Source organism: Sorangium sp. So ce321 (assembly GCF_051530195.1).
Taxonomy (GTDB): domain Bacteria; phylum Myxococcota_A; class Polyangia; order Polyangiales; family Polyangiaceae; genus Sorangium.
In genome coordinates, this window is record NZ_CP150329.1 from 664,158 (window position 1) to 681,276 (window position 17,119).

Annotated in this window: 13 protein-coding genes; 2 read left to right on the plus strand and 11 right to left on the minus strand. The window is 72.5% G+C overall.

Features of this window, described 5'->3' with window-relative positions; all coding sequences use genetic code 11:
- Nucleotides 1–57: 57 nt before the first annotated feature.
- The 8 genes from WME89_RS02580 to WME89_RS02615 all read right to left on the minus strand — a co-directional run bounded on the left by WME89_RS02580 (nucleotide 58) and on the right by WME89_RS02615 (nucleotide 9,607).
- The gene (locus tag WME89_RS02580; RefSeq protein ID WP_438007700.1) at nucleotides 58–666 is read right to left on the minus strand and encodes a Uma2 family endonuclease; all 609 of its coding nucleotides are present in this window, start codon (nucleotides 664–666) and stop codon (nucleotides 58–60) included.
- A gap of 135 nt (nucleotides 667–801) precedes the next feature.
- Nucleotides 802–1,407: an ATP/GTP-binding protein gene (locus tag WME89_RS02585; protein WP_438007701.1), complete on the minus strand. Its 606-nt coding sequence runs from the start codon at nucleotides 1,405–1,407 to the stop codon at nucleotides 802–804.
- Nucleotides 1,408–1,414: 7 nt separating this feature from the next.
- A complete protein-coding gene (locus tag WME89_RS02590; protein ID WP_438007702.1) occupies nucleotides 1,415–2,407 on the minus strand; it encodes a class I SAM-dependent methyltransferase in 993 nt (330 codons plus the stop codon).
- The gene (locus WME89_RS02595; RefSeq protein WP_438007703.1) at nucleotides 2,404–3,480 is read right to left on the minus strand and encodes a radical SAM protein; all 1,077 of its coding nucleotides are present in this window, start codon (nucleotides 3,478–3,480) and stop codon (nucleotides 2,404–2,406) included. Before WME89_RS02595 ends, WME89_RS02590 begins: the two co-directional genes overlap by 4 nt.
- On the minus strand, nucleotides 3,477–4,223 hold the full coding sequence (locus WME89_RS02600; RefSeq protein ID WP_438007704.1) for a radical SAM protein: 747 nt from the start codon (nucleotides 4,221–4,223) through the stop codon (nucleotides 3,477–3,479). The genes WME89_RS02595 and WME89_RS02600 overlap by 4 nt, the downstream gene beginning before the upstream one ends.
- Before the next feature lie 225 nt (nucleotides 4,224–4,448).
- On the minus strand, nucleotides 4,449–5,987 hold the full coding sequence (locus tag WME89_RS02605; protein WP_438007705.1) for an ATP-binding protein: 1,539 nt from the start codon (nucleotides 5,985–5,987) through the stop codon (nucleotides 4,449–4,451).
- Nucleotides 5,988–6,606: 619 nt separating this feature from the next.
- Nucleotides 6,607–7,692, minus strand: coding sequence for a hypothetical protein (locus tag WME89_RS02610; RefSeq protein ID WP_438007706.1), 1,086 nt, complete (start codon nucleotides 7,690–7,692; stop codon nucleotides 6,607–6,609).
- A gap of 10 nt (nucleotides 7,693–7,702) precedes the next feature.
- Nucleotides 7,703–9,607 (minus strand): protein kinase domain-containing protein, encoded by a 1,905-nt coding sequence (locus tag WME89_RS02615; protein ID WP_438007707.1) that lies wholly within the window; start codon nucleotides 9,605–9,607, stop codon nucleotides 7,703–7,705.
- A 233-nt stretch (nucleotides 9,608–9,840) separates the two neighbouring features.
- On the opposite strand from WME89_RS02615, the gene WME89_RS02620 reads away from it, so the two are divergent.
- Complete coding sequence (locus WME89_RS02620; protein WP_438007708.1) at nucleotides 9,841–13,257, plus strand: DUF2126 domain-containing protein; 3,417 nt, start codon at nucleotides 9,841–9,843, stop codon at nucleotides 13,255–13,257.
- Between the two features lie 455 nt (nucleotides 13,258–13,712).
- Nucleotides 13,713–13,907, plus strand: a complete 195-nt coding sequence (locus WME89_RS02625; RefSeq protein WP_438007709.1) for a hypothetical protein — start codon at nucleotides 13,713–13,715, stop codon at nucleotides 13,905–13,907.
- A 129-nt stretch (nucleotides 13,908–14,036) separates the two neighbouring features.
- Here WME89_RS02625 and WME89_RS02630 read toward each other — a convergent pair whose 3' ends face one another.
- From WME89_RS02630 to WME89_RS02640, 3 genes are all read right to left on the minus strand, one after another.
- Nucleotides 14,037–15,395 carry a hypothetical protein gene (locus WME89_RS02630; protein ID WP_438007710.1) on the minus strand — a complete coding sequence of 453 codons (1,359 nt, stop codon included), beginning with the start codon at nucleotides 15,393–15,395 and terminating at the stop codon, nucleotides 14,037–14,039.
- Nucleotides 15,396–15,465: 70 nt separating this feature from the next.
- A complete protein-coding gene (locus WME89_RS02635) occupies nucleotides 15,466–16,050 on the minus strand; it encodes an HdeD family acid-resistance protein (protein ID WP_438007711.1) in 585 nt (194 codons plus the stop codon).
- Nucleotides 16,051–16,355: 305 nt separating this feature from the next.
- Nucleotides 16,356–16,934 carry a protoglobin family protein gene (locus tag WME89_RS02640; protein ID WP_437623280.1) on the minus strand — a complete coding sequence of 193 codons (579 nt, stop codon included), beginning with the start codon at nucleotides 16,932–16,934 and terminating at the stop codon, nucleotides 16,356–16,358.
- Nucleotides 16,935–17,119: the final 185 nt, after the last annotated feature.

Sequence of the window (17,119 nt, forward strand, 5' to 3'; positions counted from 1 at the left end):
CGTGACCTGCCAGCGCGGCGCAGGGAGCCTCGCTCGGTCCGCTCCGGGAAGTACAGCTCAGGTCCCGTTCCGCAGCCAGCTGCGGAACGCCTTGGCCGCCGCGTGCTGGTCGGGCCAGCGCACGAACCGCGCGAGCGCGACGAGATCCAGATCCGGAAGGAGCTCGCTGGCCGCGATGTTCTCGTACTCCTCTCCACGTAACGCATGAATCTGGAATGCGTCGCGCTCCCAGAACCAGACCTCGCGGACGCCGAGACCGCTGTAGACAGATAGCTTGTCGATCCCACCGCTCGTCAGCACCACCTCGATCGCGATGTCGGGGAACTCCTTGAGCGGCTCGCCGACGCAGTAGCACTCGTCGGGCTCGAGCCCGCGTGCCTTGGCCTCGCGACGGAACGTGGTCGAGCCGTAGCCATGCAGCGGCACATCCCGCTCCAGCGCGAAGAGCTCGATGAGGCGAGCGATGAGCGTCTTCGCGGCTTCGTGATCGATGGACGGGCTCATCAGCTCCAGCGTTCCCTCGCAGAAGGTCATCCGCAGGCTGGGCGTGTCCAGCTCGTCCCGCAGCCTCACGTAGGTCTGCCAGGGGACGCCGTGGATCACGAACCGCTGTTCACCCGGGGGTGCGGTCGAGGACGGAAACGGCATGTGGGCGGCGGCTACCATGGGCTCTCACGCAAGATAGCACGCTCGCCCCGAGCGTCGCTGCCGCCACGCCCCGAGCGCCTCTGACGACGTCGCCCCCGATTCGACCGGGCGCGACGGCACCCAGCTCCCCGCCGGTCGCCGCGACAGGTCACCTCAAGCGCGGCGCGCCGCGCCGTCGAGCCGCGCCCGCCTCGCCAGGAGCTCCGCCCGCTCCTCCACGGTGCCGGGGCCGACGTCGACCACCTCGAAGCCGGCCTCTCGGTAGAGCGCGCCGAGCCGCTCGTTGATCCGCTCGGCCTCGGCGGCGCGCTCCTCTCTGCTCCTGCCCCAGCGCGGCGCCTGGAGCTCCGGCATCACGGCGAACAGGAACACCAGCGCATAGCGCTCGAACGCGGGCTCGCCGGGCGGCCAGGGGTACTCCACCTCTCCGCTCGTGCGCAGATAGTACTCGACCGGATCGAGATACCCGCGCTCCAGCCAGTCCCCGCGCTGCGCCTCTGCCTCGATCGCCTTCTGGGTCTCCAGCACCCGGGCGGCGAACTCCCGCTTGCGGCACATGGGACAGACGTGCTCCGGCGCGTCGATCCTGCGAAACGGCTCGTCCGGCGGGTGGCCATGGGTGCGCGCGCCGAGCTCATCGAGCACGCGCCGGTGCGCCTCGCCGTGCACGCGGTGACCCCGCGTCGACGCGAGATGACGGAGCGTCGTTGTCTTGCCGCACGAATAGGCGCCTGTCGCCACGAAGAGACGCTTCTTCATCTCCCTCTCATCGCCGCGTCCACCACACCGACCCTGCGCCGCGCTCGATGACGCGCCCAGCGCTCGCCATGAAGCGCGCGACAGCCTCCATGACGCCCGCGTGCTTCTCGTTGTGGTCATGCCCGGCCAGGACCGCGCCCGGCTTGAGCCTGGGCCACCAGGCCTCGAGGTCCGCGAGCACGGACGCCCGGTCGTGCGAGCCGTCGAGGAACACGAGATCCAGGCTCGCGTCGGCGAAGCGCGTCGTCGCCTCCGTGGACGCGAGTCGATGGACGCTCGGCCGGATCCCGAGCGCCTCCATGTTCGCCCGGAACACGCCGGGCACGTCCTCCGCTTCCAGCAGGGCGCGATACCTCGCGTCGTACGCGTCGCTCGAGCCTTCCCAGGCGTCGACGCAATGGAGCGCGGTGCCGTTCCTCGCCGCGAGCCGTCCGACATACGCCGTCGAGAGCCCCTTCCAGGAGCCCACCTCGACCATCGCGCCGCCCCGGATCGGCCGCACGAGCGCCCGGTACGCGAGCCCGTCCTCCTCGGAGAACCAGCCCTGGATCGGCGTGGCCCTGGCCACCGGAAACAGCGCGACGAGCGCCGCCCGCTTCTGCGCTGGATCGCTGTATTCGTACTGTCGGTCGCACAGCTTGACGAAGCAGCGGGCGTCGTGCGCGACGAACAGCGGCTGTTCGATCAAGGCGAACTTCTTGAGCGACGTGGACCGCTCGGGCTCCCGCTCTCCCCTCCGGATCTCGTCGGCGGTCGTCGCGAAGATCACGTCCTCGTGCCGGATCGGGCGCCCCTGATCCGGGCCGTCGGTCCACGGCCGCTCTCCCGGGTACCCGGCGCGGTCGGTGCCGTGATCGAGCAGGCGAGGCAGCTTGTCCATCTCGCTCGCGCGGAACAGCAGAGGGCCTGTGATGCCGCGCGCCTCGAGCTCGTCCAGCGCCTCCTCGAGGAAGAGCAGATTCCGGCCGATGTAGGGCAGGGGGATGAGGGGCGGCGTCATGACGCGCCGAGCGCGGCGCGCGTCGCCGGCGGCGGGCCCAGGATGCCGTCCCAGGGCTGCCAGGTCGACGCGAGCCTTCCGTTCGGGTGGAAGATCAGCTCGTGGACGATGCCCGGGCCCGAGCGCTTCGTCTCCTCGAGCTGGGCGAGATCGGCCTCCTCGAAGACGACATCGATGTCCTCGAAGCGGAACACCTCGACATAGTAGTAATAGCCCACGATCTGCCGCTCGAACGAGAACCGCGCGTCGGCGCTCAGCGCGTCGAGGAGCGGCTCGAGCTGGACGCGGGCGCGATCGCTGTACTTGACGACGTGGTTCTCGATCACCGCGGCCGGGTCGGTCTTCATCAGCTGCCGGAAGATCACGTTGTCGACGCCGAGCGACCGCGCGAACCGCAGATAGGCCACGATGTCATCGACCGAGTCGGTCTGCCCCTGGAGGAGCACGCAGGAGAGGCGCACCCGGGTGCCTCCCGCCGCTGCCGCCGCCACGACAAGGCGCAGCTCGTCGACGGTCAGGCCGTCCTTCATCACCATCAGCCGGGCGTTCCGGTCGTGATCGGGGTGGGCGCGGCTGATGTTGAGGTGCTGGACGCCTGTGTCGACGATCCAGTCGATCACCCGCTTTCCGTCGCGCTGCTGGAGCAGCCCCGAGCCGTTCGTCGTGAGCGTCCGCTTGCGGCCGCGGCGGGCCTGCCCGAGGGCGAGGATGCGGGGCAGCCGCGGGTCGTGGCTCGGCTCCCCGCCGGTGATCGAGACCGTGGGGTCGAGCGGCCGGAGCGCGTCGAGGGACTCGGCCATGGCGTCGAGATAGCGCCCGTCGTCGTCCTCGACCGTCTTCTGCACGGAGAGGCTCCGCCCGCGCGACGCCGGCCTGAGCTCCTCGACGCAGAAGTGGCACTTCGCGTTGCAGGGCTGCCGGCTGTAGATGGAGAAGTTCGCGTTGCGATAGACCTCGACTGGCCGGCCCCACAGGTCGAAGCGCACCGTCTCGCCCGCGGTGCTGTTGCCGGTCAGGTCGAAGGCGCGGCTCTTCAGGCGGCGCCAGTCGTCGCGGAAGGGGCGCGCGCTCACGGCAGCCTCCTCATCGCGTCGGAGCGCGCCACGAGGTCGGGGCCGAAGGCGCGGCCGTCCGGGTTGAGCATCGTGAAATGGGTGCCGACGAGGAACGGCTCGTCCCAGTCCTCGTGCTTCTGCGCGAAGCCATAGCGCTGCAGGTGGAACACGTTGGCGAGCTCGATGAGCCCCGCGTCGCGCACCGCCTGCACGATCCACGCGTCGCCGTCGGGCTCGCTCTTCCGCAGCCGGACGTTGAGGACGAGCTGGCGGTCGCCGCCGAGCGCCGCGAGCCGCTCGCGCAGGGCGCGCGCGAGGGCGAGCAGGCCGCTGTCGTGCTCGAGGAGGTGGTGGTTGATCGAGAGCTTGATGGTGGTGGGCTCGCCGAGCTGCTCCAGCCAGGCGTCGAGCCCGGCCGGGTCGCGCGGGACCTCGACGCCGTTGGTCACCACGACGACGCGCGCGCAGCGGGGCTCGGCGCGGGCGAGGCGCACCATCTCGTCGAAGTGCGGGTGGATCGTGGGCTCGCCGCCCTCGAGCTGCACCTCGAACGGGCCCTCGGCCGGGAAGCTCGCGCGGTAGCGGTCGAGGGCGAGGAAGGTCTGCCCCCGGGGCGACGAGCAGGTGCAGCACCACGGGCACGAGCGGTTGCAGTGGTTCGAGGTGGCCACGTAGAGCCGGTGCGGCCGCTCCGCCGTGGGCCGGTCGAGCGGGAGCGCGCCGGTGAGCGTGGCGTTCTGGGGTCTCGTCGCGGTGGGCATGGAGCGCCTCCAGCGAGGAGGATACGGCGGGGTGGGGTGGGGATGAAGGAGATCCGGGGCGGCGGATCACGGCGCCGGGGCCGCATGAGGGCGGCGCAGCGCACGTGATGGCTCAAGTCCGCCGGAGTTTCCGAGGAGCCGTTCCCTGGACGCGAGCGAGCGACATCGCAGGGGGCGAGCGGGCGGCCCGCTGGCGAGCGGGCGGCCCGCTCTGCTCTTCGCCCCTCAACTCCCGGCCACCGCCTCCCTCCGCGGCAGCCTCGCCGTGAACGTCGTCCCCCGCTCCGCCTTGCTGTCGACCTCGATCGCCCCGCCGTGCGCCTTCGCGATCTGGTGCGCGATGAACAGCCCGAGCCCCAGCCCGCGCCCCGTGCTCGTCCACCCTCCCACGGGCGCCTGATGGAACGGGTCGAACAGCGTCTGCAGCAGCTCCGGCGCGATCGCCGGCCCCTCGTTGTGCACCTCGATCAGCAGATCCTCCCCGCGCGGGCGGACGGCCACCCGGACGGCGCTGCCCGAGTCGGCATAGTCGATCGCGTTCTGCACCAGGTTCGTCACCATCTGGGCGATGCGCTCGGGGTCCCAGGTCCCGGCGCCGCTCCCCTGCAGATCGAGCTGGATCGGCACGCCCGGGTGCGCCGCCCTGAGCTCGTCGACCGCGCTCTTGCATACGGTATGCAAATCCTCCGGCCTCGGCGCGATCGGGATGTTGCCGAAGCGGCTCCGCTTCAGGTCGAGCAGGTCGTTGATGGTCCGCGACATGCGGCGCGCGCTCGCCGCGATCCGCTCGACGTACCGCGCCTGATGCGGCGTCAGGTTGCCGTGGTGATCCAGCACGCTCGCCGCCAGCGCGATGGAGGTCAGCGGCGTGCGCAGGTAATGGCTGAACGCGGCGATGAACCGGTCGCGCAGGACGAGCTCCTCGCGCCGCGCCGCCTCCGCCCGCTTGCGCTCGGTGACGTCGATCACCGTGCCGATCATCCGGACGCTGCGCCCCGCGGCGTCGAAGAACGTGCGCCCCTGCACGGCGATCCAGCGCTCCACCCCGTCGCGGATCCCCACGAGGCGGTACTCGACGCTGTACTCTCCGCCGCTCTCCGGGCTCTGCGAGCGCTGCACGGCCTCCTCCACGCGCGCGCGATCGTCCGGGTGGATCGCCGAGAGGAAGAGCTCGTACCGGACCTCCGACGCAGCATCCAGCCCGGCCACCTCCCGGGACCGATCGTCCCAGCGCAGCTTGCCGGTCACGGTGTCGTAATCCCACACCCCGACGCCGCCGGCCCGCGTCGCGAGCCGCAGGCGCGCGCCGCTGTCCTCGAGCGCGGCGCGCGTCGCCGTCTCGATCTCGAGGGCGCTCGTCCACATGCTCGCGTCCACGATCGCGTGGAGGACCTGCGCCTCCCTCACCCCGATCGAGATGCCCTGCTCGGCGCACACCTCGAGCAGCGCCGCCCGGAGGTGCGACAGCTCCCGCAGCGCCCCCGCGATGCAGCGGCCCTGCGCGACGCAGAGGCGCGCGTGCTCCTCGACCCGCGCGCAGGCGCTGCAGAGCTCCCCGTCCCCGCCGGCGCGGGGCTCGACGCGCCGGCTCGCCGCGAGCGCCTCGAGGAGATCCTCGAACAGCTGCGGGACCTCGCGGGCGAGCATCGGCCCGCCGGCCCGCTGCGCCTTCGTCGCCCTCGGGTCCTCGAGCACCCGGCGCGTCCAGCGCTCGAGAACATCGCGCTCGCAGCTGCGAAGCCTGGCTGTGATCGAGGTCTCCACGAACAGACCGGCATCATCCATCGTTACAAAAGCGAGCGCACGCCGGCGCGGATGTCACGTGCGGACACCCCCTGATTGGCTCGTCGGTGACCGTCACAGGGCCCCGCGCCTCGCACCTCGCCTCGCACCTCGCCCGCGGACGACCGGCGTCTGCCGCGCGCCGGCGCGGCGCTTCAGGCCCTGATGCTCTCCGCGTGTGGGGCGCTCATCGCCGCCAGATCCGGATACTCCGGGACTCGTGTCCTCCGAGCACTCATTATCTCCATCTCTCCGGAGCGGCGCTCGGTGAGAAGAGAAGATGAACCGCCGAGAGCGCCAAGAATTCCAAGAGAAGAAATTCTGGGTTCTCCTGGCGTCCTTGGCGCCTTGGCGGTTGATTTTCTCTAGTCCGCTCCAGCTCTAGAGCGGTTTTCAGCCGGCATTGTTACGCCGTCTTCCGTCTTCCGTCTTCCGTCTTCCGTCTTCCGTCTTCCGTCTTCCGTCTTCCGTGCTCGTCCTTCGTGCGCGTGCGCGTGCGCGATTCTCCGGACTCTCCGAAGTCAGCGCGCACGCGCACGCGCACGGAAGACGGAAGACGGAAGACGAGAGACGTCTGCATCAAACCCGAACGAAAACCGCTCTAGAACCGCCCCAGCACCCCGACGCCGCCCCCGTCCGCGCCGATGAGCGGCACGACGCGCGCCTGCACCCGGCCGGGCGAGCCCCGCCGCGCTCCGGCGGCGCGCGCAGCTTCGGTGTTCGACGGGCCGGACGTCAGCACCAGGATCGCCCCCGCGCCGAGCGCGGCGACGCCCACGCCGATGCCGATCGTGGACACGAGCGCCTTGGTCTCCGCCGCGTCGATCTCCTCGCGGCCTCGAGGCGAGCATTGCTTGGCCGGACAGAGCGTCGGGTCGTCCTCCGCGTCGCTCGCCTGGCCCGCAGCGAGGATCCCGAACACGGCGCCGACGCCGAGCACCGCCGCGCCGGCGCCCCCGATCACGAAGCCCGCGGTGCGCAGGCCTCCACCGCCGCCCGCGCTGCCGCCGCCGTCCCCGACGCCGCCCGCCGCGGGCCCCTGCGCGCCGGCCGTCGCGGCGGCGGCCGGCGCCGGCTGGAGCTTCGGGATGGCGATCGCCTTCAGGTCGGCGTTCTCGCCGACCTGCACGGTCGTCGACCAGACCGCGTAGCCGCTCGCGGTGGCCTCGACCTCGTGCGCGCCGGGATCGATCGGGATCGGCGTGCCGAGCGCGGCCGCGGGGATGTCGTGGCCGTCGACGCGGATCAGCAGGCCGGGCGTGCTCTCCGCGTTGAGCTGGATCCTCGAGAGCCGCGGCTCCAGCGCGCTGATGTGCTCCTGCGCGAACGCCTCGCGCGCCGCGTTGCCCTCCTTCTTCGAGGCGAAGAGCGCCTCCTTGAACTGCCCCCACGCCGTCGCCGTCCTGCCGAGCGCCTCGTTGCACAGCGCCAGGTTGAGCAGCGTGCCCGTGCCGGGCCGCAGGCGCTGGCTCTCCGCCAGCTTCGGGCACGCCTCCGCGTACGACTTCGCCTCCATCAGGCGGCGCCCCTCCTCGAACAAGGTCTGGGCGAGGGTCGGATCGCCGCCGGCGCCCTGCGCGGCGGCGCTCGCGGGCGCGAGCAGGGCGGCCGAGGCGAGGACGACCGAGGCGAGGGCGAGGCGGGCGCGACGGAGCGCGCGGGGGGCGTGCAATCTCGAGGGGATCATGGCTGTGGGCTCAGTGCGGATCGTTCAGGTCGATGCCTTGCGGCGGTCGCTGGGGGTTCGGGGGCGGCGCGTTCCGGCCGGCCGGCGCGTTGCGGCCCGCGGTCGGTCGCGGCGGTGCCGCCCTGACCGGCGCAGAAGCAGGCGCCGCGGCCGAGGCGCTCGCCGGCGCAGCGGCGCTCGCCGGCGCAGCGGCGCTCGCCGACGCAGCGGCGCTCGCCGCGCCCTCGGTCGCCGCCGGCCGGACCGACGGCTCGTCGGTCGCCGCCGCCTCCGCGCTCGGCCGGTCAGGCGTCGGCGCCGCGGTCGACGTCGCGCCCGCGGTCTCCGCCGGCGTCGCCATCGCGCCGCCCGGGCCGTCGGCGCCGCGCCCGCGGATCAAGAACACGCCGACGGCGATGAGCCCGAGGAGGAGCGTCGTCGAGAGCAGCGCGATCGCGGCGAGCGCGGCGGGGGAGGTCTGCAACCCCGGGATCCGGCGCCCGTCCGAGGGGAGCCCGAGCGTGGTCGACGAGGCGAAGGTCGCGGCGGCGCGCGAGCTGATCGGCGCGTTGTACGGGCCGGGCACGATCTGCTGCGGCGTGGGCGCCGACGGGCCCTCCGGCGGCACCGGGCTCGGCCTGCCGCCCTCGCCGGGGTGCGTCCCGCGCGCGCCGGCGCCAGCCGACGCGGCCCGGGAGAACGGCGACTGCGGGTGCGGGTACGGCGTCGACGCGTGCGCGACGGGCGAGGACGCCTGCGAAAAAGGCGACTGCGGGTGCGGGTACGGCGTCGTCGCGTGCGCGACGGGCGAGGGCGCCTGCGAAAAAGGCGACTGCGGGTGCGGGAACGGCGTCGCCGGGCGCTGCGGCCCGGCGTCGGCCTGCCCGGCACCGGGCGTCGGGAGCCCCGGCCACGAGGGCTCGCGGAAGGCCGGCGCCGAGCTCCTCGCGTCCGCGGTGAACGAGGGCTGCGACCCGCGCTGCCCGCCGTGTACCGCCGCGTGCAGCGACAGGCCGCCCATGCGCGCGATCCGGTCGAGGGTCGTGTAGCTGCGCGCCGGCGCGAACGGGGCGAGCGCCACGATGAGCTCGGCGATCGACGCGTACCGCTGCTCGCGCTCGCGCGCGTAGGCCCTCTCCAGCACGCTCGCGAGCGAGGCGGGCACGTCGGGGCGGATGTCCCGGAGCGGCGTCGGCGTGCCGGTCAGCACCTCCGCGCAGAGCTGCGGCAGCGTCTCGGCGTAGTACGGCTGCCTGCCGGCGAGCAGCTCGTAGAGCGACACGCCGAGCGCGTAGATGTCGGTGCGGTTGTCGACCGAGCGCGTCTGCCGCATCTGCTCCGGCGACATGTACAGGGCCGAGCCCAGCGCCGCGTCCGTGCCGGTCAGGATGTCGACGGCGCTGGTCGCCATCTTGGAGATGCCGAAGTCGAGCACCTTCACGAGCGGCGAGCCGTCGGCGCGCCTCGTCAGGAACAGGTTCGCCGGCTTGAGATCGCGGTGCACGATGCCGAGCGAGTGCGCCTCGGCGATCGCCTCGCTGCCCTGCACGATGTAGTCGATCGCGTCCTCGATGCCGAGCACGCCCTGGTCCCGGAGCAGGCGCGCCAGATCGCTCCCGGTCAGGAACTCCATGACCATGTAAGGGGCGCCGCTCTCGAGCGTGCCGACGTCCGAAACGCGCGCGACATGCTCGCTCTTGATCCTCATGCCGGCCTTCGCCTCGCGCAGGAAGCGGGCCGACCCCTCCGGGTGCAGGGTGAACGCGGGGAGCAGGAACTTCAGCGCGACCCGCTCGTCCAGCACGACGTGCCGCGCCTCGACGACCACCCCCATGCCGCCCTGGCCGATGATCCGCTCCACGCGGTACTTGCCGGCGAGCACGGTCCCCGGCTCCACCGGGGGCAGCGAGGGCTGTTTCGTCTCGGAATCCGACACAGCGCGCGATGATCACCGCTTCGCCCTCGGACGGCAAGCGCGCGGCGCCGCCGCACGTTCGCGTCGCCCAGCCTCGCGCCGCCACACCGCCGTTCCCTGGCCGAATCGTCGCGGAAACACTCCCGCGCTGCACCGCGCGCTGGACCGCACGCAGCGTCGCGTTGCGTCGCGGAGGGCGAGACGGAACGGGGTCACTTCTGGTTGGATAGGCCCACCCCCGGAGACAACCCACCGTGCGCCTGCTCATCCAGCACCGGACCCGTTACACATATCCCCGCCCCGCCGCGCTCGGCCCGCACCTCATCCGGCTGCGGCCCGCGACGCACGCGAAGGCGAAAATCGAGTCGTACAGCCTGAAGATCGATCCGCCGATCGCGGCGCACTGGCAGCAGGACCCCTACGGCAACCACGTCGCCAGGGTGCTCCTGCCCGTGGGAGAGCGCGTCACGCACTTCGACATCCTGGTCGAGCTCGCGGTCAGCGTGCGCCCCGTCAACCCGTTCGACTTCTTCCTCGACGAGCGCGCCGAGAAGGTCCCGTTCGCGTACCCGGCCGAGCTCACGCAGGACCTGGCCCCGTTCCTCGACAGCTCCGATCCCACCCTCTCCCGCGGCCCGCTGCTCGACGAGTTCCTCGCCGGGCTGCCCCGGGACGGCAACACGGTGTCGCTCCTCATCGCGCTGAACGCCGCGGTCAACCGGCGCATCAAGTACGTCATCCGCGAGGAGGCCGGCATCTGGACGCCGGAGGAGACGCTCGCCCACGGCCGCGGCAGCTGCCGCGACTCGGCGGTGCTGCTCATCGCCGCGCTCCGGTCGCGCGGGCTCGCCGCGCGCTTCGTCAGCGGCTACCTCGTGCAGCTGACCGACGAGGGGATGATCCCCGACCAGCCGCGCGGCGTGAGCCGCGACGTCGTCGACCTGCACGCGTGGGCCGAGGTCTTCCTGCCCGGGGCGGGCTGGATCGGCCTCGACGCGACGAGCGGCCTGCTCTGCGGCGAGGGCCACATCCCGCTCGCCTGCACGGCCTCGCCCGCGCTCGCGTCCCCGGTCGAGGGCTCGAGCGACACGCGCGCGAGCGACGTGACCTTCGAGATGAAGGTCGGGCGGCTCGGCCACGAGCCGCGGCCCACGACGCCCTACGAGGAGCCCGTCTGGCAGGAGCTCCTCTCCGTCGCGGACCGCGCCGACGAGCGGCTCGCCGCCGCCGGCCTCACCCTCACCATGGGCGGCGAGCCGACCTTCAACTCGCGCGAGTACCCGGACGCCCCGGAGTGGCGCGAGGGCGCGCTCGGTCCGACGAAGTGGTCGCAGGGGCTCCGGCTCGCCCACGAGCTCCGGCGCCGGATCACCCCCGGCGGCCTCCTGCTGCTCCGGGCCGGCAAGCACTACCCCGGCGAGAGCCTCCCCCGCTGGGCGCTCGAGATCATCGGCCGCCGCGACGGCGTCCCCCTCTGGACCGAGATGTCCCAGGCGCGCCACGCGGATCCCTCGGTCTCGGCGCGCAGCTCGTCGCGCGGGCGCGGCCTCGCGCAGTCGCGGCAGTTCGCCCAGGCGCTCGCGGCGCGGCTCGGGCTCGCCGAGTTCCTGCTGCCGGCCCACGAGGACCCGTGGCGCCACCTCCAGGACGAGGCGAGCCTGCCCACCGAGGTCGACCCGCTCAAGGCGGACCTCGACGACCCGGAGGAGCGGCGGCGCCTCGCGAAGATCCTCGACCGCGGGCTCGGGTCCGAGGTCGGCTTCGTCCTGCCCCTCACGCGCCAGTCGGGGTCGTGGCTCAGCGAGCGCTGGGGCTTCCGGCGCGGCCACCTGTTCCTGCTGCCGGGCGACAGCTCCATCGGCCTGCGCCTGCCGCTCCGCTCCCTCGTCGCCGTGGCGCCGCCCCCGCCGCTCGAGGAGCTCGTGTCCCCGCCGGACCCGCGGCGCGGCGACCTCGACCCCGAGGAGGAGGAGGAGAAGCAGCGCCGCATCGAGGTGCCGGGCGACGCCGACGGCGCCGACACGGCGGACGCGCGCGCGGCGCAGCGGCAGGCCGCCGCGGGCGAGCGCGCCGCAGAGCCGCAGCGCGCCGCGACGGCCGCGGGCCGGTCGGGCTACGGCGTGCGCACCGCGCTCTGCGTCGAGACGCGCGACGGCATCGTCCACGTCTTCGTGCCGCCGCTCCTCTCGCCGGCGGACTTCTTCGAGCTCATCGCCGCGATCGACGCGACCCGCCGCGAGACGGGCATCGACGTGCTGCTCGAGGGGTACCCGCCGCCGCCCGGCGCGGATCTGCTCCGCTTCTCGGTGACGCCGGACCCGGGCGTGCTCGAGGTGAACCTGCCTCCGACCGACGGGGTGCGCGCGCACGCGTCGCTCCTGGAGACGGTGTTCGACGCGTCGCTCCACAGCGGCCTTCACTGCGAGAAGTACCTGGTCGACGGGCGCATGGCGGGCAGCGGGGGCGGCCATCACCTCACGTTCGGCGGCCCGACGCCGCTCGCGAGCCCCTTCCTGCGCCGGCCGGACCTCCTGGCCAGCCTGCTCACCTTCAACCAGCACCACCCGTCGCTCTCGTACATGTTCGCCGGCCTCTTCGTCGGCCCGACGTCGCAGGCGCCGCGCGTGGACGAGGCGCGCCACGAGACCCTCTACGAGCTCGAGATCGCGCTCTCGCGCGCGTTCGAGCGGCGCGAGGGCGAGCCGCCGTGGCTCGCGGACATGCTCTTCCGCCACCTGCTCGTCGACATGACGGGCAACACGCACCGCGCCGAGGTGAGCATCGACAAGCTGTTCGATCCGCAGACCGCGCACGGGCGGCAGGGGCTCATCGAGCTGCGCGCCTTCGAGATGCCGCCGCACTTCCGGATGGCGGTCGCGCAGGCGCTGCTCATCCGCACGCTCCTCGCGTCGTTCGCCGGCGAGCCGTACACGGGCAAGCTCGTGCGCTGGGGCCAGGCGCTGCACGACCGCTTCCTCCTGCCGTACTACCTCTGGCGCGACTTCGAGGACGTGCTCGACCACCTGAAGCAGCGCGGCCTCGCCCTGCCCGCGGACGCGTACCGCCCGTTCATCGAGCTGCGCTGCCCGGTGGTGGGCACGCTGCACGCGGGCGACGTGACCCTGGAGGTGCGCAACGCGATCGAGCCGTGGAACGTGCTCGGCGAGGAGCTCACGACCACGGGCACGTCGCGCTACGTGGACTCCTCGATGGAGCGCATCGAGGTGCGCGTGCAGGGGCTCACGCCCGAGCGCCACCGCGTGCTCGTGAACGGCCACGTCCTGCCGCTCCGGCCGACGGGGATGGCGTCCGAGTACGTGGGCGGCGTGCGGTTCCGCGCCTGGGCGCCGCCGCACAGCCTGCACGCGCACCTCGGCATCCACCACCCGATCCACCTCGACATCCTGGACACGTGGGGCAAGCGCTCGATCGGCGCGTGCGCGTACCACGTGTGGCACCCCCAGGGCCGCGCCTTCGACGCGCCGCCGCTCACGCGCTTCGAGGCGGCGGCCCGGCGCGCGCAGCGGTTCACGCTCGAGGGGCAGACGCCCTGGCCGGTCACCGGGAAGCCGGCGTCCGCCCACGAGGACGCGCCGTACACGCTCGACCTGCGGCGCTACGCGGTCGATCACCCGCCGCCGAAGCCGCAGAAGCCCGAGGACGAGGGGTGACCAGGCGGGCGGCGGTCCGCTGAGGCCGCCGCGCGCGCCGCGGCGGGGCTGGCTCCGGGACCGGCGTGGGAGATCAGGGGCGTGTCTGGACGGATGTCCGGCGCCCACGGTCGAGGCGGGTGTGACAGTTTGGCGCGGCGCTCCCGAACAGGCCGTTGCGCGGCGTTGCCCGGGAAATCACGGGCAGCGCGCGGCCTGGCCCAGCCATGGTGTGACCCCTCTGTGGCGATTTGCCTTCGATCGATCTTCACGCGCCTGTCCGCTGCGGCGGCGGGCTGCCTCGCTCCGGGCTCGTCCCGCGCGGCGCCGAGGCTCTCCTGGCGTTGCTCGCCAGCAGGCGAATCGCGGCCGAGCGCGATTGGTACGTCCCCTGCTTGGAGACTCGATGTCCCCTGCATCGCATGCGGACAGTGAACCCACAAGGAGGACAACCCATGATGCGTAAGATTCTGGCCATGCTTCTGGTTTCCGCGGTTCCCCTGGCGGCGGGCTGTTTCGTGGACGCGGACGACGACGAGCCGGGCGACGGCGATGACTGCATCACCGCGTGTTCGACCGATCACGACGACTGCGTCTCGGCCTGTGACGATGACGGCGACTGCGTCACGGCGTGTGACGAGGAGTACGACTGCGACTCCCTGTGCGTCTGAGCGCGCTGCGCGCATCGTCCAACAGCGGTCAGCGCACGTCGCGCCGCCCGTGAACCGCTCCCGCTTCGGGCCCGACGGCCGGAGGCGGGAGCGCTTCATTTCAGGGTCTGCGCGCCGTCGCGCCGCGGCTCACCGCGGCCGCGCGGGCAGGTGCCGCGAGAGCCACGCCGCGAGCGAGGGGCGCTTCCGGAGCGCGAGGCGCTTCGGCTTGATCCCGGCGGGGAAGGCCGCCTCGGCGAGCGCGGGCATGAGCGCCTGGTCGACGTTCTTGAGGGCGACCACGCGCTCTTCCCTCCGCTCGATCCACACGAGCTCGCCGTCCTCGGCCCGCCCGAGCCGCGGCTCGCCGTCGTCGATCGTCTCGCCGCCGTGGAGCCGCCAGAGCGCGGCCTCGATGCCCGCCGCGGCCTCGTCGTCGTCCCACGCCGACGCCCACGCGGTCCCCGTCGCGCCCGTCTGCCGGTCGCGCACGAACAGGGCGCGATCGCCGTCCCACGCCGCGGCGAGCGCGCGCATGTCCCCGAGCTCGGGCGCGCCGTCGAGCGGGCGCAGGAGCAGGTACGAGAGCCACTCGCCCATCGAGTCCCAGTCGAGCGGATCGAGCTCGTCGGCGAGCTCGGCCGGCAGCTCCTCCAGGCCGACGCGCGCCTCGGGGTCCTGGTCGTCGAGGGCGATGATCTGCTGGGTGGTCGCGGGGGTGCGCCGCGAGAAGAGCGCGTCCTCTCGGGACCAGTCGAACGGGAAGGGCTCGCGGGCGACGGGCGCCGCCGCGCTCGCGCCGGTCAGGTTGTGAGCGCAGTACTCGAACCCGAAGCCGTAGGCGAACGACGGATAATCGACGAACAGGGCAGGGACCTCGCTCTCCTGGAGGACGTCTTCCCCGGCCGCGTGGATCGACGCGATGACAGTCGCCCAGCTGAGCCGATCCAGATCGGCGTCGTTGCGCTCCTGCTGGAGGTAGCGCACCTCGGCGAGCATCGCGTCGCCCTCGGCGGCCGCCCGCAGCGCGAGGTGCGCGTCGCTCGTCAGCGTCGCGTCGCCGAGCGCGCCGAGGTCGAAGTGCTGGTCCTGGAGCCCGTGCACGTACTCGTGGATGAGCACGTGATCCTCCACCTCGCCGATGAGCGCGATCCCCTTGTCGACCGACGAGTACCAGGCGGCGACCAGGTCCCGCGAGCCGCCGAGGATGGCCCGCAGATCGGCGTCCGGCGGGAAGTAGCCGAGTCGGCCGTAGGTCGCGGCGAGCGCTTCGAGCTCCTCCTCCGCGAGCGCGCCGGCGGCCTGCTCCGCCTCCGCGTCGACCTCACCCCTCGTGACCGTGCGGACCGGCACCTCGCTCTCGAAGGACAGCTCCCGCACCTGCTCTGCGCGCATGGCGAGCCAGGCAAAGCGGCTGGCCTCGTGATCGTCCTCATCGCCGCAGCCGGCGACCATGGCAGTCGATGAAAGCAAGAGGACAAGCGCTGGATGCCCGAGGAGTGAATTCATGCCCTGCCCCCCAGGATACCCACGCCGAGCTGCGTCCGTGGAGGGCTTTTCTCTCGTGTGGAGCTCCGGGCTACATGGCCCGCGCTCGCCAGAGCTCGCCGAGGTGGCCGTGGCTCGGGGGCCGGCGCTGGTGGGCGCGCATCGCGAGGCCGGAGATGAGGAGGGTCGCGCCGAGGACCGTCGCGTAGGCGCCGACCCACAGCACGAGGGCCAGCGCGCCCGCGCTCGGGAGCGCCATCACGAGCACGCCGAGGGCGACGGCGAGCACGCCCGCCAGGGCGAGCAGCCACTCGCCGGCGAACCGGTGGCGGAAGTGGACCGCCACCACGATGTCCCGGATGCCGCCCACGATGGCCCACGCCGCGACGAGGTAGAGCAGGAGCAGCACCGAGAGCCCGGGCCAGGCGAGCGTCACGATCCCGCCCGCGAGGCTGATGAGGCCGTGCGCCGCGCTCGCCCGCCAGCGCTGGCCGCGCTGCGCGCAGCGCGCCGCGCCGGCGAGCGCGATGACCGACTCGACGACGAGGTACGCCCCGAAGACGACGACGAGCGCCCCGAGGCTGTGTCCAGGCAGGAGCAGGGTCAGAAGCCCTAATCCCAGCGCCGCGGCCCCGCGGAGCGCCAGGAGCCACCAGGTATCTGTCGTCCTTCTCATGCATCAGCGCGCGGCAACACGCGTGCCGCGCGCCCCTCCAGCGCGCCGGCGCCCTGACCGCGCCGCCCACACGTCGAGACCCGGAGGCGATTTGTCACGATCGTGGCAGAAGAGGGCGAACTCTGCTTCACCGCGACGGACGTGGAGAGGAGATTAACCACCTCTCCGGTGGTCTTCAGCACGTCATTGGCATGTCACTACGTCGTTAGCACGTCATGTGCCTGGCCGTGACGCCCCGCGGGCCGCCGCGCGAGCCGAGCTGTCATCCTGCGCTGCCGGCGACGGCCTCCCGCGCTGCTCGCGGATCAGGTCGCCGGCAGGTGGTGGCGCGCGAGGAGGTCGTTCTGGATCCAGAGCAGCTTGTTGAAGGCGCGGAGCGTGCGCACCTCGGCCTCGCGATCCAGGCCGAGGGACAGGATCGTCTGCAGGAGGGCGTCCGCCACGAAGCCCATGAGGGCGTTGATCTGCACGAGCGGGACGACAAGCTGGGCGTTGCCGCCCCTGGCCGTGTGGATCTTCCCCACCATGTCGAGGTAGGAGACCATCTTCGCGTCATAGGGGTGGGTCACGAGCCGGACGAGATAGTCCCCGAGGTGCTTCTTGCGGAACTTGATCTGCTCGTGGTTCAGCGTGAGCGACAGGAGGTCGGTCGGCGTCTCCCCCTCGTAGCCGTGCTGCTTCGGCACGAAGTGGCGCTTCGTGGCATCGTAGAGAAACAGCTTCTCGTACACCGCGTCGACGAGCGCCTCGACCCGCGGGGCCAGGTGCAGCGCGGCCCCGTGAATGGCGCCGATGTCCGCCTCTCCGAAGCCGACGAACTCGATGAGATACGAGAACCGATATTCGAGATCTGATTCCAGACGCTTCTCGTCGATGTGTTTCATGGCACCGATGCTCCTCTTCTCCATCGCGCCCGGCGGCACGTCGTTGAATAACGCAGGAGGACGACACCGGAGCGACTGCCCGCTGTCAAGCCTCGACGTGATGGCCCGGCGTCGATCACCGCTCGGCTCGCCGCGCGCCAGCGTCAGGGGCGCTCTGATCCGGAGTGCAGGCGCGGACCGATGGC

Excerpts from the sequence above, each read along its gene's own strand:
- WME89_RS02590 (WP_438007702.1), bottom strand. The coding sequence starts at position 2,407 with ATGACGCCGCCCCTCATCCCCCTGCCCTACATCGGCCGGAATCTGCTC.
- WME89_RS02585 (WP_438007701.1), bottom strand. The coding sequence starts at position 1,407 with ATGAAGAAGCGTCTCTTCGTGGCGACAGGCGCCTATTCGTGCGGCAAG.
- WME89_RS02580 (WP_438007700.1), bottom strand. The coding sequence starts at position 666 with ATGGTAGCCGCCGCCCACATGCCGTTTCCGTCCTCGACCGCACCCCCG.
- WME89_RS02610 (WP_438007706.1), bottom strand. The coding sequence starts at position 7,692 with ATGATCCCCTCGAGATTGCACGCCCCCCGCGCGCTCCGTCGCGCCCGC.
- WME89_RS02625 (WP_438007709.1), top strand. The coding sequence starts at position 13,713 with ATGCTTCTGGTTTCCGCGGTTCCCCTGGCGGCGGGCTGTTTCGTGGAC.
- WME89_RS02630 (WP_438007710.1), bottom strand. The coding sequence starts at position 15,395 with ATGAATTCACTCCTCGGGCATCCAGCGCTTGTCCTCTTGCTTTCATCG.
- WME89_RS02640 (WP_437623280.1), bottom strand. The coding sequence starts at position 16,934 with ATGAAACACATCGACGAGAAGCGTCTGGAATCAGATCTCGAATATCGG.
- WME89_RS02635 (WP_438007711.1), bottom strand. The coding sequence starts at position 16,050 with ATGAGAAGGACGACAGATACCTGGTGGCTCCTGGCGCTCCGCGGGGCC.
- WME89_RS02600 (WP_438007704.1), bottom strand. The coding sequence starts at position 4,223 with ATGCCCACCGCGACGAGACCCCAGAACGCCACGCTCACCGGCGCGCTC.